Here is a 21,524-nt window from a genome sequence, read left to right as displayed (position 1 = left end):
TCACGAGAACGCCATGACACAGACCGAGCACTACGACCTGCTGATCCGCGGCGGCACCGTCATCGACGGCACCAAGGCACCGCGTTTCGACGCTGACGTGGCAGTCCAGGACGGCTGCATCGCCGCGGTCGGGGACCTGACCGGGGCGACCGCGGAGCGCATCCTCGATGCGAAAGGGCTGATCGTCGCGCCCGGCTTCATCGACTCGCACACCCACGACGACCAGGCCCTGCTCTCGCAACCCGACATGAGCTTCAAGGTCTCGCAAGGCGTCACCACCGTCATCGCCGGCAACTGCGGCATCAGCGCCGCACCGCTGAAGCGCGACATGGACCTGCCGATGCCGCTCAACCTGCTGGATTCCCCGGCCGAAGCGCGCTTCACCACCTTCGCGGCCTACCTGGACGCGCTGCGGCGCACCCCTTCCACCTGCAACGTGGCGGCGCTGGTGGGTCACTCCACCCTGCGCGCCGTGACCATGGGTTCGTTGGAACGCGAAGCCGACGCGAGCGAGATCGCCGCCATGCAGGCCCTGCTGGAGGAGTCCCTGGAAGCCGGCGCCATCGGCCTGTCCACGGGCACCTTCTACCCGCCGGCCGTCAAGGCCACCACCGAGGAGATCATCGAAGTCGGCCGGCCGCTGACGGCGCGCAACGCGCTGTATGTCACGCACATGCGCGACGAAGCCGCGCAGGTGATGGACGCGCTGGAAGAGACCTTCCGCATCGGCCGCGAGCTCGGGATTCCGGTGGTGGTCTCCCACCACAAGGTGCAGAACAAGGCGAACTTCGGCCGTTCGCAGGAGACGCTGCCCTTCATCCGCGAGACGATGGGCAAGCAGACGGTCTGCCTCGATTGCTATCCCTACACCGCCGGCTCCACCATGATCCGCACGGACCGCGGCATGCTGGATGGCCGCGTGCTGATCGCGTCGAGCGAGCCGCACCCCGAATGCGCGGGCCGCGACCTGGGCGACATCGCCAAGGAGTGGGGAGTCGACGAACCCGAAGCCGCGCGCCGCCTGCAGCCCGGCACCGCCATCTATTTCCTGATGGACGAGGCGGACGTGCAGCGCATCCTGGCCTTTGACGAAACCATGGTGGGCTCGGACGGCATTCCCGTCGGCGAAAAGCCGCATCCGCGCCTGTGGGGCACCTTCCCGCGCGTGCTGGGCCACTACAGCCGCGAGGTGGCGCTGTTTCCGCTGGAGACGGCGGTGTGGAAGATGACGGGGCTGACGGCGCGCAACTTCGGCCTGGCCGGCCGCGGCACCATCGCGGCGGGGCAGCACGCCGACCTGGTGCTGTTCGACGCCGGCACCATCCGCGATGCGGCGACCTATGACGAACCGACGCGCCTGGCGGAGGGAATCCACGCCGTCATCGTCAACGGCAGCGTCGCCTGGACCGGCGGCCGGCATACCGGCGCGCGCACCGGGCAGGTCCTGACCCGGGAACCGGAAGCACCCGGCGCTACCGCACCTGCAGAGCCTCCAGCACGGGGAGGCGCGCGCGCATGAACTCTTCCGCCTGACGCACCAGTTCGGCCAGGCTTTCGTCCGCGGAGGCGATCGGCCGGCCTTCCTTGACGATCTTCTCGCGGTTGGCCTGCAGGATGTCCAACGCGTATGCGGCGAGTCCGGCGGGCTCCTGCCGCCCCGCGTTGCGCGCCAGCATGAACAGCTGGTGGAAGCGTGGCATGGGCACGCCCGTGCCCGTCACCGGGCTGGCGAGGAAGAGCCCCTCCTCGGTGTTGCAGGAGCGCTTCATCAGGTGCGCGTTCAGGCGGTGGCAACGCTCCGCCACCTGGGTTTGCAGCGCTTCGTCCTGCGCGAACACGAGATCGCCCTTGGCATAGAGCATGCGCACGGCCTGCAGGAGCTGCGGCAAGCCCAGGCCCTTGGGCGCGAGCGCCTGCTCCAGTTCGGCAACGCTGTGAACCTGGTGGTCGGCCAACGCGTCCAGCACGGGCGCATAGAGCGCGGGCTGCAGTTCCACGTCCCCCACGGGCGCCTTCATCTTGAGCGCGACTTCGGCGCGCGGCACCACCAGCACGGGACGCATGCCACGCCATTGCTCCATCTGCTCCACCAGGCCGATGCGGCGCGCGCCCTTGACCCAGTAGTCGCGCCGGAACTGCTGGTCGACGAAGTAGTCCCGGGCCGTCTGCTTGAGGTTGGCATGCGGGATGGCACGCAGGAACGCCAGTTGCGCCGGCGTGAAATTGACCTCGTCGATATGGTCGCGGATGTACGCGGAACATGCGAACTCCAGCTTCGCGGGAGCCAGCCACTCCGCCAGGTCCGCGAACGGCATCGCGTTCCAGTTGCGGTTGAAGTATTCGTGCGCCAGGTAGGCGCGGTCGTGCGACCTGAGTTTCGCGAAGCGCGCTTTCACCTCGGGGTTGGCCTGGGCATAAGCCGGATTCAGCTCCAGCAGCTTCTCGCCGAACTCCAGCGCGCCTGCGATGCGCGCCGAGATGCCTTGTCCCGGCGAGCCCATCACGCGGGCGTGCTCGGCGATCAGGTGGCGCATCGGAACCATGTTCGCCCAGCCCGGCTGCGTGTTGTAGCTGATGTAGGCGACGCCGCCCGGCTTCAGCTTGCGCCGCAGGAAATCGACGATGACGCTCCGGTTCTCGTCGTTCACCCAGCTCCAGGTGCCGTGCAGGCCGATGAAGTCGAAGTCCGGCAGGTCCTCACGCAGGCAGAACTCGGCGAAGCCCTGGTCCTGCAGTTGCGCGCCGTGCCCGGCAATCGCGGTCAGCTCCTGGGCGTAGGCGGCCTGGGCCGGCAGGAAATCGGTGCCGTACCAGCGGGTCAGCGTGGCCGCGGCGTTGATGTTGGCGCCCAGCCCCTGGCCGTAGCCCAGTTCGCATGCGGTCCCCAGCGGAGGCAGCGCGAGGCCCGCACTGAGGAAGGCCAGGCGCAGGCGCTCCGCGCTGAGCTCGCCGTAGCAGCCGTACGTGTATCCAACTTCGGCCATGTAGCCGGAGGTCCAGTCACTCATTGTTCAGTTCACCTGAAAAGTGGCAGCCGGCCATTATTCCCATTCTTCGCGCTTAGAACGGACGTGCTCGTTTGGCTTTCACCCGTACACTCGTTCGCGTCGTTCCGGAAGCCCCCTTGAAACTCTTCTACGGCTGGCGCATGGTGGGCGCCGGCGCCATGATCCAGTTCCTCCACGCCGGCCTGTTGATGCAGGCTTTCGGCGCCTATGTCGCGGTGCTCTCGGAAGAACGCGGCTGGAGCAAGACGGCCCTGTCCGGCGGCGCCGCATTGCAATCGCTGGAAGGCGCCGTGCTCGGGCCCGCCCTGGGCTGGGCGATGGACCGCTTCGGCGCGCGCTCGATGGTGCAGGCGGGCATCCTCATCTTCGGCGCCGGCTTCCTGGTCCTCAGCCAGGTCGACACCCTCATGGGATTCTATGGCGCCGTGCTGCTGCTGGCACTCGGCACCTCGCTCTCCGGCTATTTCCCCCTCACGGTCACGCTGGTCCACTGGTTCCGCAAGCGCCGCGCCCGCGCGCTGTCGACCATGGGCCTGGGCCTCGCGCTCGGCGGCGTGGTGGTGCCGGCGGTGGCGTGGACCATGCAGGCCTATGGCTGGCGCACCACCGCCTTCGCTTCCGGCGTGCTGTCCATCGTGGTGGGTTGGCCGCTGGCGCGTGTACTGCGCCGGCATCCCTCCGACATGGGCGAAACGGAGGACGGCATCCCGCCCCAGCCCGCGGTGCCCGGCGCGTCCGCGGCCGACTTGCCGGAACGCCATTTCACGGCGCGCGAGGCGCTGCGCACGCCGGCTTTCTGGCTGCTGGCGCTGGGCCACGGCTTCGCGCTGCTGGTGGTGACGGCGGTGAACGTGCACGCGATCTCGCACATGAAGGAGGGGCTGGGCTACACACTGGGGCAAGCTTCCTTCGTCATCACGCTCATGACGGTGGCGCAGGTGGGCGGCGTGCTGCTGGGCGCGGCGGTGGGCGACCGCTGGGACAAGGCCCACATCGCCGCCGGCTGCATGCTGGCGCATGCGGTGGGGCTGTTGATGCTCACCTTCGCCGTGCATCCGGCGATGCTGGGGGCCTTCGCCATCCTGCACGGCATGGCCTGGGGCCTGCGCGGCCCGCTGATGCAGGCGCTGCGCGCGGACTACTTCGGCCTGCAAGCCATCGGCATGATCATGGGATTGTCGGCCTTCATCATCTCGGTGGGCCAGGTGGCCGGGCCGATGGTGGCGGGGGCGTTCGCGGACGCGACGGGGAGTTATCGCTGGGGCTTCACGGCGCTGGCGCTCGTGGCGGGGTCGGGGTCGCTGTTGTTCATGTTGGCGAAAAAGCCGAAGTAGGCGATTGCCGAAGCAAAAAAAAGAGCCCCTTGCGGGGGCTCCTTTTCGCGTGGGGCCGGCATGACTGCACCAGCCCTGCGACAAACCTGGATCAAGTTGGCATCAACGTGCGGGAGCCGGCACCACGACGATGGTGTCGCCGGTCTTGCCGCGCTGGCCCGTGGCGCCGGTGTCACCCGTGTTGCCGGTCGCGCCCATGGTCCCGGTGGCGCCCGTCGAGCCCGTATTGCCGGTATTGCCGGTGTTGCCGGTCGCGCCGGTGGCGCCGGTGAACCCCGTCGAACCGGTGCTGCCCGTGTTTCCGGTGCTGCCCGTATTGCCGGTGGCCCCGGTCTCGCCGGCAGGGCCGGCCGGGCCCGGAACGGCGACCGGCACGGGAACGGCGACCGTCGCGGGCGGCGTCACCACCACTTCGCGCTGGCAACCGGCGAGGCCGAGGGCAAGGATGGCGGCCGAGATGGCGAATGCGTATTTCATGAGATTTCCTGTCGAGTGTTGAAAGCGAAGCCACTGGCCTGGACAGAACATCTGCACGAGCGGGGTTCACCGGCGGAGACTAAGGGGCCGGACTCGAAACGAATGTGCGCTGGCGAACAGAAGGGGGTTGCGAGGAGCAGATTGCGGCATCGGCTTACACCGGCTTGTCAGTGAAAGTCCCGGCTCTTGTTGCCTTGCTGTCCCAGCCGGCCCAACAGCGGCGTGAGGTCGGTCATCCTTTGGGCGATCAAGTGCCGGACTTCGCCACCGCTGTCGACGTCCCGCTGCCAGATGCCGTGCACCGCCAGCAGGCGGGCGCGCAACAAGGCCTCACGCTGCGCCTCGCGGACGTGCTTCCAGACGATCACGTTCACCGGGCCGGTCTCATCCTCGAGCGTGACGAAGATCGTGCCCTTGGCCGTCTGCGGCTGCTGGCGCACGGTGACGATGCCGCAAGCGGCCACGCGGCGACCATGGGGCAGGTCGCGCAGCTGGTCGGCGCTCAGCAGCTTCATGCGGGCCAGGCGTGGCCGCAGCAACGCCAGGGGATGGCGCCGCAAGGTGAGTCCCATGGAGGCGTAATCGAAGACGATCTCCTCGCCCTCCCCCGCCGCCGGCAGCAGGAGCGCCTGCTCGTTCACGGGGGCGTCACGCAGCAAGGCTGGCGCCCTGCGCTGCGCCGAGGCGTCCCACACCTGCTGCCGTCGGTGGCCGGACAGGGAGCGCAGGGCATCGGCGGCGGCCAGGGCGTTCAGGTCCTTCAGGTCGAGGCCGGCACGCAGGGCCAGGTCTTCGGTACTGCGGAAAGCGCCATCGGCCGCCCTGGCCTCCGGGATGCGCTTTCCAGCGGCTTCGCTCAGGCTGCCCACCATCCGCAGGCCGAGTCGTACGACGGGCCGGCACATCTCGCCCGTGGCCGATAAATTGGAATCTGACCCCAATTCAAGGGTGCAGTCCCAGTCACTGTGGGAGACATCTGCGGGCAGGACTTGCACGCCATGCCGGACGCCATCCTGGATCAGTTGCGACGGCGAATAGAAGCCCATGGGCTGCGAGTTGAGCATCGCAGCCAGAAAGCACTCGGGCTCGTGGCATTTGAGCCAGCTGCTCTTGTAGGCCAGCAGGGCAAAGCTGTACGCATGGCTTTCGGGGAAACCGTAGTCGCCGAAGCCCTTCACCTGCTGGAAGATGCGCTGGGCGAAATCGAGGTTGTAGCCGTTGTCCAGCATGCCCTGGATCAGCATTCTTTCGAATTTGTCGACTCCGCCGGTGCGCTTCCAGGCGGCCATGGCGCGGCGCAGGGAGTCGGCTTGCGTCGCGGTGAAGCCGGCCGCGATCATGGAGATCTCCATGACCTGTTCCTGGAAGATGGGGATGCCGAGGGTGCGCTCCAGAGCCTTTTTCAGGCGTGGCGGATTTCCTGGCAGATCGAGCGAGGAGCGTTCGTACTCGATCGCTTCCTTCCTGGCGAACTTCTCCCGGGCCTTGAGGTACGGATGCACCATGCCCCCGGTGATCGGACCCGGCCGCACGATGGCGACTTCAACCACGAGGTCGTAGAAGGTGGTGGGCTTGAGGCGAGGCAGCATGGACATCTGCGCCCGGCTTTCGATCTGGAACACCCCCACGGTGTCGGCCCGCCGGATCATCTCGTAGGTCTTGGCATCCTCATCGGGAATGTCGTAGCGCGTGAAGGGCGTTCCCCGCCGCAGGCTCACCAGGTCCAGGCAGCGCTGGATGGCGGTCAGCATCCCGAGCGCCAGCACGTCCACCTTCATCAGCCCCATGTCTTCCAGGTCGTCCTTGTCCCACTGGATGACCGAGCGGTCTTTCATGCTCGCGTTTTCCACCGGCACCAGCCGCGTGAGCGTGGTCTGCGTGAGAACGAAGCCGCCGACGTGCTGGCTCAGGTGGCGAGGAAAGCCCTTGAGGCCGCGCGTGAGTTCCAGCCACAGGCGCGCCTCGTGAGGACGGATGCTGACGCCAAGCAATTGCGCGAGCTCCCCCAGCCGGTCTTCGGCCAGGTCGTCGTCGAACCAGTGGTGGTCCTTGGCGAACGCATCCACCAGCACGGCCGGTATTCCGATCGCCTTGCCGGCATCGCGGATGGCGCTGCGCGTGCGGTAGCAGATGACCACCGCGGCGATGGCGGCACGATCCCGCCCATACTTTTCATAGATGTACTGGATGACCTGCTCGCGCCGCTCGTGCTCGAAATCGACGTCGATGTCCGGCGGTTCCTCCTTGCGGTCCATGCTGATGAAGCGCTCGAGCAAAGGGTCGGTGATGGCGGGGTCCATCGCCGTGATGCCCAGGCAATAGCAGACCGCGGAATTGGCCGCCGAACCCCGCCCCTGGCAGAGGATCTTCCGCTCGTTGGCGAAGCGCACGATGTCGTGCACCGTGAGGAAGAACATCTCGTACTTGCACGCCGCAATGAGGGCGAGCTCTTTCTCGAGCAATCCGCTGACCTTGGCGGGGATGCCTGCGGGGTAGCGCTCCGCGGCACCGAGCATCGTCAGGTGCCGCAAGCCCTGCGTCGGCGTCATGCCGGCAGGCACCGTCTCCAGCGGGTAGTTGTACTGGACCTCCGTCAGGCTGAAATTGCAGCGCTCGGCCACCTCCAGCGTCCTCGCCATCAGCGCATGGGGGAAAGCTTCGGCGATGCGTTTGCGCTGCCGCAAATGGCGTTCCGCGTTGCCTTGCAATTCCTGTCCGCACTCCGCCACGGTGCGGCCCAGCCGCACTGCGGTGATGACGTCCTGCAGCGGCTTGCGCGAACGCACGTGCATGTGGACGTCGCCCGCGGCCACCAGGGGAACCTGCACCCGAGCTCCAGCGTCGGCTAACGTAGCCAGCCACAGGTCGTCGTCCTGCCCGAACGGCAGTTCCACGGCCAGCCAAAGGTGTCCGGCGAATCGTTCGCGCAACCAGGCCAGGCGTTCACACAGGGCGTCGAGTTCGAAACCGTTGCCTCGCTTCGGCGCGTACAGGATTTCGCAGCCGGTGAGCAAACTGAAATCGCTGGAGTCCCAGCCCACCCGGTATTCGCCCTTGGGCGCTTTCGTCGTGCGCGCATTGGTGATGAACTGGCACAGCCCACCCCAGCCATCGAGGTGCCGGGCGATGGCGACCAGCCGTCCGCCCGGCAAGTCGAACTCACTGCCGAAAAGCAGGCGGAATGGCCTGAGCCGAGCCTGCCCCAGCTTCTTTTCCATCGCGCGGACGAACTCCTCGTACTGCTTCCAGCCGGACCATGCACGCACGACCCCGGCGACCGAACATTCGTCGGTGATGGCCAGGGCCTCGTAGCCCAGGTTGTAGGCGCGGCGCACCAGTTCCTGCGGATGCGAAGCGCCGCGCTGGAAGCTGAAGTTGCTGATGCAATGCAGCTCCGCGTAGCGCGGCAGATCACCTGCCTCCGACAAGACAGGTGGCCATTCCTTGTCTTCGTCCAGCACGGGGCCGGGCTTGACCTGGTACTCAGGCATACAAGCCCTGCAGGAACCAGCGGAATTTCTGGGTGTGCTCCAGGTCGGCGGCAAGTGAAACGGGCCGCTCGCGGTAGATCCAGAGCAAGCCTGCCTCCTGGCTGCGAGCGACGAAGTAGTCGCGCAAAGCCGGCTCGCCGTTTTCCCACCAACCGGTTTCCACCCGGTAGAGCCGCGTCAAGCGCTCGAGCGGGCCGCCGAAATGCGGCTTGTCGTTGCGGACCTCCAAGGCCAGGGGTTGCGGCAACAGCCATGGGGGATACAGGGCGTCGGCCTGGGTGGCCGTTTGGGCCTCCGAATCCCGCGCTGGGGCCCATTGCTGCATCCGCTCAGGCCGCCAATCCGCATGTGCCATCGGCACCACGACGTTCTGCGGACCCAACCGCGCACTGAGGCGTTCGATGAACTGGTGCAGCTTCTCGCCCTGCCGGTTGTCTTCCGGCAGGAAGCCGCGGCTGTCGCCGTGCCAGGGTTGGGTTTCGAGCGACCGCAGTCGCAGATGATTGGCTGGCGCGGCGAGTTGCGCGCGTCCCAGGTGCTCGTTGACCAGCCGCCTCAGGTGCGTGATGTCCTGGGTGGGTTCGGCGGTGCGGACCGGCAGGCGCTCATGCGAAGGCAGCCGCTTGCCGTTCAACCGGCGCAGGTCGAGCGTCCACTCCAGTTCCAATGCCAGCACGCCCCGGTGCCTTGCCTGCAGCCACACCTGAAGCTGGGTCAGCAGCCGCTGCGCAGACCACATCAGTTCCGGTGCGGTGGTTGCCAGGGACACCAGTTCCAGGTTCATGTCGAAAGATTCGGGCAACGTGATCCACGCATACCTCTCCGGCCGTTCGGCATAGCCTGCATCGAGGGCGTCCAGCAAGGCGGAGCCGAAGCGCCTGGCCAAGCCTCCACGCGGGAGCGATCGCAAATCCCCCCAGGTGCGGCAGCCGATGCGCTCGAGAGTCGGCAGGTGTTCGGTGGCCGCAGTGAGTACGTCCAGCGGGAGACCATCCACGTTTTTCGGCCGCTCAATTCCTCGAGCCTGCAACCGCAGCGAGGCCAGTGCCACCAGTGCGGTTCGGCCTCGCGCCCAGGACACTTTGGACAAGGGGGTCTCTTCCACCAGGAAGCGCAGCAAAGCCTGGCGCCCGCCAAACAGCCGCTCGCTGGCCGAGACTTCGAGCAGCAGGGCTTCATCCACCCACGCCACCCGGGGAGTCACCTGCAGCGCGCGCCAGCCCCAGGCCTGTCGCTCGTCAGCCAGCGAGGGTGAGAGTGCGATCCAGTCCATGCGATCGGATGGGAGTGGGTGGTGCCGGCACAGTCCGGCGCTTCCGGGCTGCCAGCAGAGCGGCCAAACGGGCAGGATGAGCAGGCAGCGAGATCGGCTCCTGCAGCGGAGGCCCCTGCCGCTTGAAGACTTCCACCTGCATGTCCAGCGTGCCAACCACTTGCAGCCGCAGGCGTGCTGGCGACGCCTCCTGCCGTGACTGCAAGCCACGAAACACGAACAGCAATTTCCCATGCTGGTGAGCGGCCAGGTGCAGGCGGCGCAATTCAGGACTGCGCGCCTGCGGCAGCCAGGCCAGCACCGCGACCACGTCGGCGCAGCGCAAGGCCTGTTCCGTGGCCCAGAGACGGGCGGCACCTTTCTCGGCCTTGACCCACAGCAGGCGCTCGGCCGGCAGTCCCTGCCCCTGCAGCGCAGGCCCGAAAGGCTGGTATGGCGCGCCGACCAGGACGGTGGGGCCAACCTGTTGCCGGGAGGCTTGCGACAAGGCGGGCAGCAGGAGTTGCCACGCATGCTGGGCCGGTTGCGACTGCAGGATCTCCACCAGGCTCCCCACGGGCCAGCCGCCCCCCGGGAGTTGCGCATCCAGCCTGGGGTGCCCGGTGGCCACAACGGCTTCCTGCACGGCAAAGTCATCCGAGCTCCACACATCGGGGAGCTGAATGGAGGAAGCGGCAAGCCGCAGGCGAGGGGAAGACACGGGAAAAGTTGAGGAGAAAGAGTGGCTAGAATACTGTTCTTTTATACAGCACCTTCCCCTTCGATTTCAAGCTTCCGGCTTTTTCTTTGCCTCCGCCCTGCTCGGGTATGGGAAGCTCATTAAGATCGCCAGCCCATTCGCGAAAGCCGCCGTTGTTCAGCCGCTTCGAAAAGCTCGTCCACCCCTATCCGGAAGTCGAGCCGCCTGCCCTCCCGAAGGGCTTTTTCGCCTTCCTCTGGGCTTGCACGGAAGGCATGCGCAGCTACATCCTGGCCCTCGCACTGCTGAGCGCGGGCATCGCCGCCTACGAGGCCTGGCTTTTCTCCGTGCTCGGCCGCATCGTCGATTGGTTGTCACAGACTGCCCCTGCCGAGCTGTTCCAGACCCACCGCGGCGCATTCACCACCTTCGCGGTGATCCTCGTCGCCAGCATCGCGCTGATCGCCTTCGAAGCCTTGATGAAGCGCCAGACGCTGGCGATGAACTTCCCGTTGCGGCTGCGCTGGAACTTCCACCGGCTGATGCTCGGCCAGAGCATGTCGTTCTACGCCGACGAGTTCGCCGGCCGGCTCACCACCAAGGTGATGCAGACGGGTTTCGCCGTGCGCGAAATCATGTTCACGGGCACCGAAGTCGTGATCGGCATCAGCGTCTACTTCCTCACCATCATCGTGCTGGCCGGGGGCTTCGACGCCCGGCTGATGCTGCCCTTCATCGCCTGGGCACTGCTGTACGCCGGCTCCATCGCTTACTTCGTGCCGCGCCTGGGCAGGATCGGCAAGGCCTACGCGGATGCCAAGGCGATGGTCACGGGCCGAATGGCCGACGCCTACACCAACATCTCCACGGTCAAGCTGTTCTCGCATACCCACCGCGAGTCGGTTTTCGTGCGGCAGGCCCTGAGCGAGACCGCGCAAGTCGGGTATTCGCAGATGCGGCTGATCACCAGCTTCGAGATCCTCAACCACGCCCTGATCGTCGGCCTGATCCTCTGCGTGGTCGGGCAATCCCTTTCCCTCTGGTCGCAGGGGCAGGTGGGCGCCGGCGCAGTGGCGGCCGTGACCGCCATGGCGCTGCGCGTGGGTGGCATGTCGCAATGGATCATGTGGTCGATGGCCGGGCTGTTCGAGAACATCGGCATCGTGCAGGACGGCATCGCCACCCTCACCCGGCGTCGCCAGGTGGTGGATGCCCCGGGGGCGCAGCCGCTGGCGGTGACACGGGGCGAAGTGCGCTTCGAGAACGTGACCTTTGCCTATGGCGGCAAGACGCCGGTGGTGAAGGACCTCGACCTCACCGTTCGTCCTGGCGAGAAGATCGGTCTGATCGGCCGCTCCGGCGCCGGCAAGTCGACACTGGTGAACCTGCTGCTGCGTTTCTACAACCTGGACGGCGGCCGCATCCTGATCGACGGCCAGGACATCGCAGCGGTCACCCAGGACAGCCTGCGCGCCAACATCGGCATGGTGACGCAGGACACGTCGCTGCTGCACCGCTCGCTGCGCGACAACATCGTGTACGGCCGGCCGGGCGCCACCGAGGACGAAGTGGTGGCCGCGGCCCGCCGCGCCCAGGCCGACGGCTTCGTCGCGCACCTGCGCGACCCGCAGGGCCGCACCGGCTACGACGCGCATGTGGGCGAGCGCGGCGTCAAGCTGTCCGGCGGGCAGCGCCAGCGCATCGCCATCGCCCGCGTGATGCTGAAGGATGCGCCCATCCTGCTGCTGGATGAAGCCACCAGCGCGCTCGATTCGGAGGTGGAGTCCGCCATCCAGGCGAGCCTGAAGTCGCTGATGCAGGGCAAGACGGTGATCGCGATCGCGCACCGCCTCTCCACCATCGCTGCGCTGGACCGGCTGATCGTGCTGGATCAGGGCCGCATCGTCGAGGAAGGCGACCACCGCTCGTTGCTCGCACAAGGCGGCTTGTACGCGCGGCTGTGGTCGCACCAGAGCGGCGGGTTCCTGGGCGAGGAAGAGGTCGCCGAGCCCGACTATGCCTAAGGCATTGGGGCCCGCGGATTTCGCCGGTGACGCGGCCGAAGTTGCGGTCACTCTGATCGGAGCCACGCTGCTCGTGGACGGTGTGGGCGGCATGATCGTCGAAACGGAAGCCTACGACCGCGAGGACGCCGCGTCCCACAGCCATTCCGGCCCGACCCCACGCAACCAGGCCATGTTCGGACCACCAGGACGGGCCTACGTCTACCGCTCCTATGGCATTCACTGGTGCCTGAATTTCGTGTGCCGCGCAAGTGGCCATGGCGCAGGGGTGCTGATCCGCGCGATCGAACCCTTGAAAGGCATCGCCGAGATGCGCGATCGCCGCGGCCTGGAGGATGTGAAGCTGCTTTGCGCCGGCCCCGGGCGGGTTGGCCAGGCGCTGGGGATCGTCCATGCCATGAACGGGATGCGGCTGGATCGCCAGCCGTTTCGCGTCCTGGCCGCTGAAGGCCCGCGCGATGTGGTGGTCGGCCCCCGCATCGGGATCAGCAAGGCGGCGGAGGTCCCCTGGAGATTCGGGCTGGCGGGATCGAAATTCCTGAGCAGGCGTTTCCCTTCCCACTCGGCTATCATCCGCGCATGAACCCCGCCGTTCATCGCATCGCACCTCCGACGAGCCCGCCCGCGGCCGTCCTGGCGCGCGCCGGCACTCCGCCGCCGCCTGCGCGCTAGACCCTCCCCTCGCCTTTTCTTTTCTTGTGCGCCGACCCGCGCCGGCGGGACGTTGCGCCGTTCTCGAGGTGCATGCGATGAATCGTTCTCCCAATGCCTGGGCGTTCGCGCCCACGGCCCTGTTCGTGCTGCTGTGGAGCAGCGGCGCCCTGTTTGCCAAATGGGGCCTGGCCCACGCCAGTGCGTTCGCCTTCCTGGCGCTGCGTTTCGCGCTGGCGCTCACCGTGCTGTCCCTGCTGGCCGGCCGGCGGGGCCGCTGGCTGCCGCGGCCGGGCACGCGCTGGCGTGTCGCCCAGACGGGCCTCCTGCTGGTGGGCAGCTACTCGGCCTGTTACTTCCTGGCGCTGGACCATGGCGTCACGCCGGGCGTCCTGGCGACGCTGCTGGGCGTGCAGCCGATCCTGACTTTGGTGATGACGGAGCCCGGTTTGGCGCCGCGCCGGTTGCTGGGGCTGGTCCTCGCGTTGGGCGGCCTCGCGCTGGTGGTCTACGACAGCTTGAGCGCTGCGCGCTTCGGTGGGGCCGGCCTGCTGTTCGCGCTGGCCGCACTGCTCTCGATGACCTGGGGCACCCTGCTGCAGAAAGGCAGCGACCAGGCGCCGCTGGACGTGCTGCCGTTGCAATATGCGGTTGGTCTGGGGGTTTGCGTCGCATTGCTGCCGGCGCAGCACCTCCGCGTCGAATGGTCCACCGGGCTCATGGTGTCCGTGGCCTGGATGGGCCTTGTCATCACCGGCGCGACGCTCCTGCTCTACCGGCTGATCCAGTCAGGCAACCTGGTGAATGTGACCAGCCTGTTCTACCTGGTGCCCGCGGGCACGGCCCTGCTCGACTGGCTGGTGCTGGGCAACCGGCTTGCGCCGTTGGCGCTGGCCGGCATGGCTGCCATCGTGCTGGGCCTGATCCAGGTGTTCCGCGGGCCCATGCCCAGACCTGGTTGAGGCCCGCCCTCAGTTGCGGTCGGGCTTGGCCCGTGTCCCGGTCGCCACGACCTGGCTGGTTTGAACCACGGTTGCGCCCTGGAGCGCGACCGGCGTGCAGATGTTCGAGTCGTCGAACACGAGGTGCGCGCCAGGATGGGTCCGGTCCAGCACCTGATGGAACTGCGGGCGCATGTCGATCGGGGTCGTGAGGCCCTGATAGATGACGCGGGCATTCCGGTCATAGAGGGTGAAGCAGGCCGACGCATTGAACGCGGCGAAGCTCAGAGCGCACAGCACGGCGATTTTCAGTTTCATGATCGGCTCCTTGGCGCCGGGCGCACCCCAGCAGTAGAGATCGCGATCATAAAGGCGCCAGGGCCTGGCTCTGCAGGCCAGGCAGCAATTGGCGTGTCAGCGGGGACCTCGCCCGCGCCGGCCGGCGCGGGCGAAGCGAACGGTCATCGCTGGGTGATCGCGACGTTCGGGCCGCGCTGCACGATGGTGATCGGCGGGTCGCGCATCTCGGTGATGACGACATCCTTGCTGGCCAGGGGGGCCGGGCCGGCGCCCATCACGGCGGTGGAAGCCGACGAAACAGGGGAAGTGGCCACGGCCGCGGGCACGACCGTCACGGTCGGCAGCCGCACCTGGGCCGCCGCCTGGGCGGGCACCATGACGATTTCGCCTTGCAACACGCTATGGGGCAGGTTGAGCGAGGAAGCGGTGCGACGGTCCGTCAGCAGCGGCGCGGTGCTGGGCTGCGCCGCCCGGGCGTTGCCCTCCCAGCGAATGGTGTTGGGCTGCGCGTCGGGCACGGCGCGACGCGCCACATCCGCCCTGGCCAGGGGGGCGCAGACGAGGGGTTGGTTCGCCGGCACGTCCAGCGCCTGGTAGGCGGCGCGGTTCTTCGTGTCGTCGGCGGTGTAGCAAGCCGATGCGTTGAAGGCGGCGAAGCCCAGGACGCACAGCGCGGCGATCTTGAATTTCATGGTGTCTGCTCCCTTTCACCGGACGCATGCCGGCATCGAATGGAGGCGATCATGGGCGGCCAGCCGATCCATGGCCGCAGGCCAAGCAGCCCACCAGGTGTCAGCGGGCTTCCCGGCTCGCTAGCGGCGGGCTACCACTGCGGGCGTGAGCTTCCCGGAGGTTCGGAAGCGCGCAGCCATGCGGCCGGCGTGCGGCTGAGCTGAGCGCTGTGGCGCAATGCTTGCAAAGTGCCGAAGCCCGACTCGGTGGTCTCCAGGTAGGGGGCCAGCGCCGGCTTCATCACCGCGAAACCATCCTCGACCCTGTTCAGCTGCCTGAGCCATTGGGCTGTTTGCGCCAACGACACCTCGACGTGCCAGCTGCCGCCTTCGCGTTGCTGCCGGTGGAGGGCTGCGGCCGCGCCGAAAGCGATGAGGTAGCCCGTGGCCTGGTCGAGGATCTGCATCGGCAGCGGCCGCGGCTTGCCAGGCTGGCCGGCCGCTTCCGCTTCCGCATGGTTGAAGCCCGTGGCCGTCTGCACCAGCGAATCGAAGCCGCGCTTGCCGGCCCAGGGGCCCTGCGTGCCATAGGCGGACAGGGAGACGGCGACGATGCCGGGCCGGCGCCGGGCAAGGGCCTTGGCGCCGAAGCCGAGCCCGGCCAACGCGCCCGGCCGGTAGCCCTGCACGAAGACATGCGCGCCCGCGGCCAGATGGTCCATGGCGTGCCGCCCTTCCGCCGTGCGCAGGTCGACATGCGCCGAGCGCTTGCCGCGGCTGGTGTCGGCGATGGCTTCGATGTTGGGCAGGTGCGGCGAATTCACCAGCAGCACGTCGGCACCGTACGCCGCCAGCGCCCTGCCGCCGACCGGGCCCGCGAGGATGCGGGTGAGATCGAGCACGCGGATGCCTTCCAGCGGGCGCTGCGTCTCGTGAAGACGAGGGAGCGCGAGCGGAGATGCATCGCCGATGCGCGTGAACGTCATCAAGGGCTGCGCCGCGATCGCGCGCCCGGCCTCCGATGCATCCCATTGCTCGAACGTGCGCAGCGCCGCGGTCACCAGGCCCGCCTCCGTGGCCGCGGTCTCGAAGTCCATCGCCGCCCATCTGGAGAATGCGCGCTCGGCATCCGTCCGTTCCGCGGTGGCGGGGTCCAACCCCAGCAGCCGCAAGGCGCCATCGCGATGGTGGGCAAAGTTCGCGTGCACGCGCACCCAGCCATCACGCGCCTGGTAGAGGCCGGAGAACTTGTCCCAGGGCTCGGGCACGACGCCGTCGATGCTGAACCAGCCCAGGCACTCCGCCGCGGCGTGCGTCATGTCGACCGCGACGTCTTGCCGCGGGACACCGCGCTGGTGCCCCAGCTCGCACGCGGCCAGCGCCGCGGCGGCGATCGTCGATTGCGCGGCGGTGCCGACGGCGAAAGATGAGGGGTAGACCGGGTCCTGCCCGGTCAGGGTGGCGCAGCCCAGCGCCTCGCCTGGCAGCCCGGCGAGCTGCCAGAGCGAAGCGAGCGCGTCGCCCGCGATCACTGCAGCAGCTGGACGCCTGTCTTGTTCTGCAACTGGTCGAAGCTGACGCCGGGCGCGAGCTCGACCACCTTCAGCCCCTGCGGCGTCACGTCCAGCACGGCGAGGTCGGTGATGATCCGGTCCACCACGCCCACGCCCGTCAGCGGCAGCGTGCACTGCGGCAGGATCTTCAGGTCTTCCGTCCCGTCTTTCTTCTTCGCGACGTGCTCCATCAGCACGATGACGCGCTTGACGCCGGCCACGAGGTCCATGGCGCCGCCCATGCCCTTGACCATCTTGCCGGGGATCATCCAGTTGGCCAGATCGCCCTTCTCGCTCACCTGCATCGCACCCAGGATCGAGAGGTTGATCTTGCCGCCGCGGATCATGGCGAAGCTGTCGTGGCTGCCGAAGATGGCGGAGCCCTTGATGGTGGTGACCGTCTGCTTGCCGGCGTTGATCAGGTCGGCGTCGACCTCGGCTTCCGTCGGGAAGGGGCCGATGCCCAGCATGCCGTTCTCGGACTGCAGCCACACTTCCTTGTCGCCGGTGAAGTTGGCGACCAAGGTTGGGATGCCGATGCCGAGGTTCACGTAGAAGCCGTCCTCGAGTTCCTGGGCCGCGCGCGCGGCCATCTGGTCTTGGGTCCAGGGCATATCAGTACTCCTTGCCTTAAGCGGGACGGGTGGTGCGCTTCTCGATGCGCTTCTCGGGCGTGGCATTCAGCACGATGCGGTGCACGTAGATGCCGGGCAGGTGGATGTCGTCCGGGGCCAGTTCGCCCACTTCGACGATCTTCTCCACTTCGACGATGCAGACCTTGCCGGCCATCGCGCAGGCCGGGTTGAAGTTGCGCGCCGTCAGGTTGAAGCGCAGGTTGCCGGACTTGTCGGCCACGGCGGCTTTGACCAGCGAGACGTCCGGCACCAGCGACTTCTCCATCACGTAGGTCTCGCCGTCGAACTCGCGCAGTTCCTTGCCTTCGGCCACGATGGTGCCGACGCCCGTCTTGGTGAAGAACGCCGGGATGCCGGCGCCGCCGGCCCGCAGCTTCTCGGCCAGCGTGCCTTGCGGCGTGAATTCCAGTTCGAGTTCGTTCGCCAGGTACTGGCGCTCGAACTCCTTGTTCTCGCCCACGTACGACGAAATCATCTTCTTGATCTGCCGCGTCTCCAGCAGCTTGCCGAGGCCGAAACCGTCGACGCCGGCGTTGTTGGAGATGACCGTGAGGTCCTTCGCGCCGCTTTGCTTCAGCGCTTCGATCAGCGCCTCGGGGATGCCGCACAGGCCGAAGCCGCCGACGGCCAGCAGCTGGCCGCTCTTGGCGACGCCGTCGAGCGCCGCCGCCGCGTTGGGGTAAATCTTGTTCACGAAGGAGCTCCTGATGCTGAGAAACCCGGGGTCCAGGCGCCGGATTGGCCGCTACGATACTACTTAACACGTTACGTAGTAATTCGTAGAGACTGACCCGATGGACGTCGATTACCGGCTTGCATTCGACCTGGCACCCGTGGGGCTGTGCCTGTCACGCAACCGCGCCATCGTCGACTGCAATGTCCAATTGTGCGAGATGTTCGGCTGGGAAAGGGAGGCGCTCGTCGGCCAATCGTTCATGGTGCTCTACCCCACCGTGGATGAGTACGAGCGGCTGGGCGCGCGCATGGCGCCCATCCTGAACGCCAAGGGGCACTATGCGGACGACCGCATCATGAAGCGGGCGAGCGGCGAGGTGTTCTGGTGCCACGTGAGCGGGCGCGCGCTGAACCGCGAGGACCCGCACGAGTCCGGGATCTGGTCGTTCGAGGACCTGAGCGCGCAACGGCCTGTGAAGGCCGAGCTGACCGCCCGCGAGCGCGAAGTGGCGGCGCGGCTGCTCGACGGGCTCACCTCCAAGGAGATCGGCAAGTCGCTGGCCATCAGCCACCGCACGGTCGAGATCTATCGCGCGCGGCTGATGCGCAAGTACAAGGCCAACACCACGGCCGACCTGGTGCACAAGCTGATGGCCGGGGCCTGACTCACTTTCCGTCGATCACTTCGGCCGCGTTGCGGAATGCATCCACCGCGGCGGGGAAGCCGCAGTAGACCGAGGCGTGCAGGAAGATCTCCTGCAGCTCCGCCGGCGTCACCCCGTTGTTCAGCGCGCCGCGCACGTGCGTCTTCAGTTCATGCATCTTGCCGAGCGCCACCAGCATCGAGACCGTGACGATGCTGCGCGTGCGCAGGTCGATGCCGGTGCGCTGCCAGGTGTTCGCCCAGGCATGGCGCGTCACGGCTTCCTGCAACGGGGCGGTGAAATCGGTCGCCTTGTCCAGGGCCGCCTGCACGTAGGGCTCGCCCAGCACCGCACGGCGGGTGGCCAGGCCGGCCTGGAATTCGGGGTCTTGCGGGAGCTGCATCGGTGCCTCCGGGAAATGGAAGCCGCGAGCATAAGGCCGCCGGGTCCACGGCAAAAGCACGCTACGCTAGCGTCATCGAAGGAGACGCCATGACCCGCTACCCCGCCCCCGAACTGAAGGACCTGCCCGACGACATGCGCGAGCGCATCCTGGCCGTGCAGGAGAAAAGCGGCTTCGTGCCCAACGTGTTCCTGGGGCTGGCCCGCCGGCCGGCCGAATGGCGCGCGTTCTTCGCGTACCACGACGCCTTGATGACGCCCGAGGTGGTCGGACGCGAGAGCGGCCTCACCAAGGGCGAGCGCGAGATGATCGTGACCGCCACCAGCGCCGCCAACGAATGCCTGTACTGTGTGGTCGCGCACGGCGCCATCCTGCGGATCTACGAGAAGAAGCCGCTGGTGGCCGACCAGGTGGCGGTGAACTACCGCAAGGCTGACATCCCGCCGCGCCAGCGCGCCATGCTCGACTTCGCGATGAAGGTCTGCCTGCGCTCGCACGAGATCGAGGAGGCCGATTTCGCCGCGCTGCATCCCCATGGGTTCTCCGACGAGGACATCTGGGACATCGCGGCGATCACGGCGTTCTTCGGCATGTCGAACCGCATCGCCAGCTTCTCAGGGATGATGCCGAACCCCGAGTTCTACCTGATGGGGCGCGTGCCCAGGGCGAAGTGAACCCCGGCGTGCCTGAATCCAGCCAGCCATGCGCTGCGTAGGGTTGGCTGGGCGGAATTTTTTTGGAGAGTCCTGGATGTCTTTGGATTTCTATCCGCGCAAGGGTGCCGACGGGCAACCGGTCAAGGTCGACAGCGGCTTCGGCCCTTCGAGCCATCCTGCGCCCTCCTTCATCGGCACCCTGAAGGACGAGCACGAGGACCGCTGGCTGGTGAACACGCCCCTGCTGCTGCACGACCACCCCAAAATCCGGCTGCTGGCCAAGCGGCTCACCTCGCTCAAGGCCACCCCGCGCGACCAGGCGCTGGCGTGCTTCGCCCACCTGCGCGCCATGCCTTTCGGCTGCATCGCCGACAGCACCGGGACCTCAGCGGTCGGTGTGCTGCGCGCCGGCAAGGGCGACTGCCACACCAAGAGTACGCTCATGCTGGCGCTGCTGCGGTCGTTGCGCATCCCGTCGCGCATGCGCTTCGTCACGATGAAGCCCGACTTCCTGTACGGCATCGCCGACCTGGGCGGCCATCCGATCGAGCACGCCTACATCGAGGTCTTGCTCGACGACGAATGGCTGGCGCTGGACAGCCATGTGGTGGATCCGCGACTGGCCATGGCGGCGAAGGCGCGGCTGAAGATCGAGGGCCGCAAACTGGGCTATGGCATGCATCGCGACGGCAGCATCCAGTGGGACGGCCGCACCAGCTCGTTCGGCCAGTTCACGGTGAGCGACCCGGACAGCATGCCCTTGCACGACTGGGGCGCTTTCGACGACCCCTACCAGTTCTATTCGTCCGTGGCCTACGTGCGCCAGCGACTCAGCCTGGCTGGGCGCGTGAAATGGATGATCGGCGCGCGCCTGGTGAACCGGCGCGTTCATGCGCTGCGTGACAAACCGGTCGAGGTGCCCGCGCAGGCGGGGCATGGCGCCACACCCGACTTCGAGCCGACTGCCGCGCCGGAAAACTGACCGGCCATGGCGCCGCCGCCCGCGGTGCAGGCCGCGGCTTGGTCCCGCGGTGCAGGCCGCGGCTTGGTGTTTGCCCGCGTACCGGTCCGTGCGCGACTCCCTAGACTGGCCTCTGACAAACAGGCAGGAGGCCACCATGACCCACACCCATCCCTCGCGCCGCCGCGCATTGCAGGTTCTCGGCACCGGCGCTGCACTGGTCGCTGTCCCCCACGTGGCCGCCCAGGGCGCCTGGCCCAACAAAACCATCCGGATCATCGTGGGCTTTCCCCCCGGTGGCCTGACCGATGCCTACGCACGCCTCTACGCCGATCAGGCATCGGCCGCGCTGAAGGTGCCGGTGGTGGTGGAAAACAAGCCGGGGGCCGGCGCCATGATCGCCATCGACACCATGGTCAAGGCGCCCGCGGACGGCTACACGCTGCTCATGACCACGTCGGGCACCGTCTGGCAGAACCGCGTGCTCTACGCCAAGCTGCCCTACAACCTGGACAAGGACATCACACCGGTGGCCGTGTTCCCATCGGGGCCCCTGATCATGGGCGTCACCGAGAAAGTGACGGCGAAGAACATCAAGGAATTTGTCGAGCAGGCGAAGCGCTCCCCCATGTCGATGGGCACCTACGCGCCGGGCTCGTATCCGCACATGGTGGCCGACCAGCTCAACCGGTCGGAAGGCACCAAGCTCACTTCGGTGCACTACCGCGGCGAATCCCCGATGTGGATCGACGTGGCCTCCGGCCTGGTCCAGACGGCCATCGGGAGCTACCAGGCCTTCAACACCGTCCAGAGCCGGGGCGTGCGTGCGCTCGGGGTGACGGGTTCCTACCGCTGCCCCAAGCTGCCCGACGTGCCGACACTGACCGAGCAGGGCATGACGTCCCGGCTGGTCACGCTGGAAGGCGGCCTGCCGCTGGTCGCGCGCAGCGGCACGCCTGAAAAGGTCTTGCAGGCTTTGTCCAAGGTGGCGGTGGACGGCGCGAACACGGAGCGCTCCGCCAAGCTGCGCGAGTCGTTCGCCATCCCCAACAAGCCCAAGAACCTCGTGGAAACGCGCAGGGACTGGGAGCGGGATGTTCCGCTGTGGATCAAGACCGCCGTCGATCTGGGGGTCAAGCTGGACTGAG

20 protein-coding genes are annotated in these 21,524 nt (G+C 67.4%); 9 read left to right on the top strand and 11 right to left on the bottom strand.

From position 1 onward, the window contains the following. The first annotated feature begins 13 nt into the window (after positions 1-13). On the top strand, positions 14-1,519 hold the full coding sequence (locus FN976_RS20065) for an N-acyl-D-amino-acid deacylase family protein (protein ID WP_145894847.1): 1,506 nt from the start codon (positions 14-16) through the stop codon (positions 1,517-1,519). On the opposite strand, the gene FN976_RS20060 is transcribed toward FN976_RS20065, so the two are convergent. Continuing rightward, positions 1,473-3,008, bottom strand: coding sequence for a class I SAM-dependent methyltransferase (locus FN976_RS20060; protein WP_145894846.1), 1,536 nt, complete (start codon positions 3,006-3,008; stop codon positions 1,473-1,475). The genes FN976_RS20065 and FN976_RS20060 overlap by 47 nt on opposite strands. Positions 3,009-3,124: 116 nt before the next feature. Here FN976_RS20060 and FN976_RS20055 point away from each other — a divergent pair, with 116 nt between their 5' ends. Then, entirely contained in the window at positions 3,125-4,342 is a 1,218-nt protein-coding gene (locus FN976_RS20055; protein WP_145894845.1) for an MFS transporter, read from the top strand. 102 nt (positions 4,343-4,444) lie between these two features. On the opposite strand, the gene FN976_RS20050 is transcribed toward FN976_RS20055, so the two are convergent. The 4 genes from FN976_RS20050 to imuA form a co-directional block, all read right to left on the bottom strand. After that, positions 4,445-4,819 (bottom strand): collagen-like protein, encoded by a 375-nt coding sequence (locus FN976_RS20050; RefSeq protein WP_145894844.1) that lies wholly within the window; start codon positions 4,817-4,819, stop codon positions 4,445-4,447. Positions 4,820-4,986: 167 nt separating this feature from the next. After that, a complete protein-coding gene (locus FN976_RS20045; RefSeq protein WP_145894843.1) occupies positions 4,987-8,310 on the bottom strand; it encodes an error-prone DNA polymerase in 3,324 nt (1,107 codons plus the stop codon). Continuing rightward, the gene (locus tag FN976_RS20040; RefSeq protein ID WP_145894842.1) at positions 8,303-9,583 is read right to left on the bottom strand and encodes a Y-family DNA polymerase; all 1,281 of its coding nucleotides are present in this window, start codon (positions 9,581-9,583) and stop codon (positions 8,303-8,305) included. The genes FN976_RS20045 and FN976_RS20040 overlap by 8 nt, the downstream gene beginning before the upstream one ends. Further along, the gene (gene imuA / locus FN976_RS20035) at positions 9,549-10,232 is read right to left on the bottom strand and encodes a translesion DNA synthesis-associated protein ImuA (protein WP_255440641.1); all 684 of its coding nucleotides are present in this window, start codon (positions 10,230-10,232) and stop codon (positions 9,549-9,551) included. Before imuA ends, FN976_RS20040 begins: the two co-directional genes overlap by 35 nt. 203 nt (positions 10,233-10,435) lie before the next feature. Between imuA and FN976_RS20030 the strand changes: the two genes are divergently transcribed. The 3 genes from FN976_RS20030 to FN976_RS20020 all read left to right on the top strand — a co-directional run bounded on the left by FN976_RS20030 (position 10,436) and on the right by FN976_RS20020 (position 13,899). Further along, the gene (locus FN976_RS20030; RefSeq protein ID WP_186511040.1) at positions 10,436-12,286 is read left to right on the top strand and encodes an ABC transporter ATP-binding protein; all 1,851 of its coding nucleotides are present in this window, start codon (positions 10,436-10,438) and stop codon (positions 12,284-12,286) included. Further along, positions 12,279-12,869: a DNA-3-methyladenine glycosylase gene (locus FN976_RS20025; protein ID WP_145894840.1), complete on the top strand. Its 591-nt coding sequence runs from the start codon at positions 12,279-12,281 to the stop codon at positions 12,867-12,869. Before FN976_RS20030 ends, FN976_RS20025 begins: the two co-directional genes overlap by 8 nt. Before the next feature lie 166 nt (positions 12,870-13,035). After that, positions 13,036-13,899, top strand: a complete 864-nt coding sequence (locus FN976_RS20020) for a DMT family transporter (RefSeq protein WP_145894839.1) — start codon at positions 13,036-13,038, stop codon at positions 13,897-13,899. Between the two features lie 9 nt (positions 13,900-13,908). On the opposite strand, the gene FN976_RS20015 is transcribed toward FN976_RS20020, so the two are convergent. From FN976_RS20015 to FN976_RS19995, 5 genes are all read right to left on the bottom strand, one after another. Next, a complete protein-coding gene (locus tag FN976_RS20015; protein WP_145894838.1) occupies positions 13,909-14,196 on the bottom strand; it encodes a hypothetical protein in 288 nt (95 codons plus the stop codon). A 143-nt stretch (positions 14,197-14,339) separates the two neighbouring features. Further along, positions 14,340-14,870: a hypothetical protein gene (locus FN976_RS20010; RefSeq protein WP_145894837.1), complete on the bottom strand. Its 531-nt coding sequence runs from the start codon at positions 14,868-14,870 to the stop codon at positions 14,340-14,342. Between the two features lie 131 nt (positions 14,871-15,001). After that, entirely contained in the window at positions 15,002-16,381 is a 1,380-nt protein-coding gene (locus tag FN976_RS20005) for a CoA transferase (protein WP_145894836.1), read from the bottom strand. After that, positions 16,378-17,016, bottom strand: coding sequence for a 3-oxoacid CoA-transferase subunit B (locus tag FN976_RS20000; RefSeq protein ID WP_145894835.1), 639 nt, complete (start codon positions 17,014-17,016; stop codon positions 16,378-16,380). The genes FN976_RS20005 and FN976_RS20000 overlap by 4 nt, the downstream gene beginning before the upstream one ends. A gap of 16 nt (positions 17,017-17,032) precedes the next feature. Continuing rightward, on the bottom strand, positions 17,033-17,731 hold the full coding sequence (locus tag FN976_RS19995) for a CoA transferase subunit A (RefSeq protein WP_145894834.1): 699 nt from the start codon (positions 17,729-17,731) through the stop codon (positions 17,033-17,035). 100 nt (positions 17,732-17,831) lie between these two features. Between FN976_RS19995 and FN976_RS19990 the strand changes: the two genes are divergently transcribed. Next, positions 17,832-18,377: a PAS and helix-turn-helix domain-containing protein gene (locus FN976_RS19990; protein ID WP_145894833.1), complete on the top strand. Its 546-nt coding sequence runs from the start codon at positions 17,832-17,834 to the stop codon at positions 18,375-18,377. Between the two features lies 1 nt (position 18,378). On the opposite strand, the gene FN976_RS19985 is transcribed toward FN976_RS19990, so the two are convergent. Further along, positions 18,379-18,759 carry a carboxymuconolactone decarboxylase family protein gene (locus FN976_RS19985; RefSeq protein ID WP_145894832.1) on the bottom strand — a complete coding sequence of 127 codons (381 nt, stop codon included), beginning with the start codon at positions 18,757-18,759 and terminating at the stop codon, positions 18,379-18,381. A gap of 89 nt (positions 18,760-18,848) precedes the next feature. Between FN976_RS19985 and FN976_RS19980 the strand changes: the two genes are divergently transcribed. From FN976_RS19980 to FN976_RS19970, 3 genes are all read left to right on the top strand, one after another. Continuing rightward, entirely contained in the window at positions 18,849-19,433 is a 585-nt protein-coding gene (locus FN976_RS19980) for a peroxidase-related enzyme (RefSeq protein ID WP_145894831.1), read from the top strand. A 76-nt stretch (positions 19,434-19,509) separates the two neighbouring features. Continuing rightward, complete coding sequence (locus tag FN976_RS19975; RefSeq protein ID WP_186511039.1) at positions 19,510-20,397, top strand: transglutaminase-like domain-containing protein; 888 nt, start codon at positions 19,510-19,512, stop codon at positions 20,395-20,397. A gap of 136 nt (positions 20,398-20,533) precedes the next feature. Next, positions 20,534-21,523: a Bug family tripartite tricarboxylate transporter substrate binding protein gene (locus FN976_RS19970; RefSeq protein ID WP_145894829.1), complete on the top strand. Its 990-nt coding sequence runs from the start codon at positions 20,534-20,536 to the stop codon at positions 21,521-21,523. Position 21,524: the final 1 nt, after the last annotated feature.

It is taken from the genome of Caenimonas sedimenti (assembly GCF_007833165.1).
Lineage (GTDB): Bacteria > Pseudomonadota > Gammaproteobacteria > Burkholderiales > Burkholderiaceae_C > Ramlibacter > Ramlibacter sedimenti.
Note: the sequence above shows the minus strand (reverse complement) of the source record. Positions and strands in the feature narration are given on the sequence as shown.

Bases quoted from the DNA above. Each gene is read 5' to 3' on its own strand.
- FN976_RS20065 (WP_145894847.1), top strand. From the start codon at position 14: ATGACACAGACCGAGCACTACGACCTGCTGATCCGCGGCGGCACCGTC.
- FN976_RS20060 (WP_145894846.1), bottom strand. From the start codon at position 3,008: ATGAGTGACTGGACCTCCGGCTACATGGCCGAAGTTGGATACACGTAC.
- FN976_RS20050 (WP_145894844.1), bottom strand. From the start codon at position 4,819: ATGAAATACGCATTCGCCATCTCGGCCGCCATCCTTGCCCTCGGCCTC.
- FN976_RS20045 (WP_145894843.1), bottom strand. From the start codon at position 8,310: ATGCCTGAGTACCAGGTCAAGCCCGGCCCCGTGCTGGACGAAGACAAG.
- FN976_RS20040 (WP_145894842.1), bottom strand. From the start codon at position 9,583: ATGGACTGGATCGCACTCTCACCCTCGCTGGCTGACGAGCGACAGGCC.
- FN976_RS20025 (WP_145894840.1), top strand. From the start codon at position 12,279: ATGCCTAAGGCATTGGGGCCCGCGGATTTCGCCGGTGACGCGGCCGAA.
- FN976_RS20020 (WP_145894839.1), top strand. From the start codon at position 13,036: ATGAATCGTTCTCCCAATGCCTGGGCGTTCGCGCCCACGGCCCTGTTC.
- FN976_RS20015 (WP_145894838.1), bottom strand. From the start codon at position 14,196: ATGAAACTGAAAATCGCCGTGCTGTGCGCTCTGAGCTTCGCCGCGTTC.
- FN976_RS20010 (WP_145894837.1), bottom strand. From the start codon at position 14,870: ATGAAATTCAAGATCGCCGCGCTGTGCGTCCTGGGCTTCGCCGCCTTC.
- FN976_RS20000 (WP_145894835.1), bottom strand. From the start codon at position 17,016: ATGCCCTGGACCCAAGACCAGATGGCCGCGCGCGCGGCCCAGGAACTC.
- FN976_RS19990 (WP_145894833.1), top strand. From the start codon at position 17,832: ATGGACGTCGATTACCGGCTTGCATTCGACCTGGCACCCGTGGGGCTG.
- FN976_RS19985 (WP_145894832.1), bottom strand. From the start codon at position 18,759: ATGCAGCTCCCGCAAGACCCCGAATTCCAGGCCGGCCTGGCCACCCGC.
- FN976_RS19980 (WP_145894831.1), top strand. From the start codon at position 18,849: ATGACCCGCTACCCCGCCCCCGAACTGAAGGACCTGCCCGACGACATG.
- FN976_RS19975 (WP_186511039.1), top strand. From the start codon at position 19,510: ATGTCTTTGGATTTCTATCCGCGCAAGGGTGCCGACGGGCAACCGGTC.
- FN976_RS19970 (WP_145894829.1), top strand. From the start codon at position 20,534: ATGACCCACACCCATCCCTCGCGCCGCCGCGCATTGCAGGTTCTCGGC.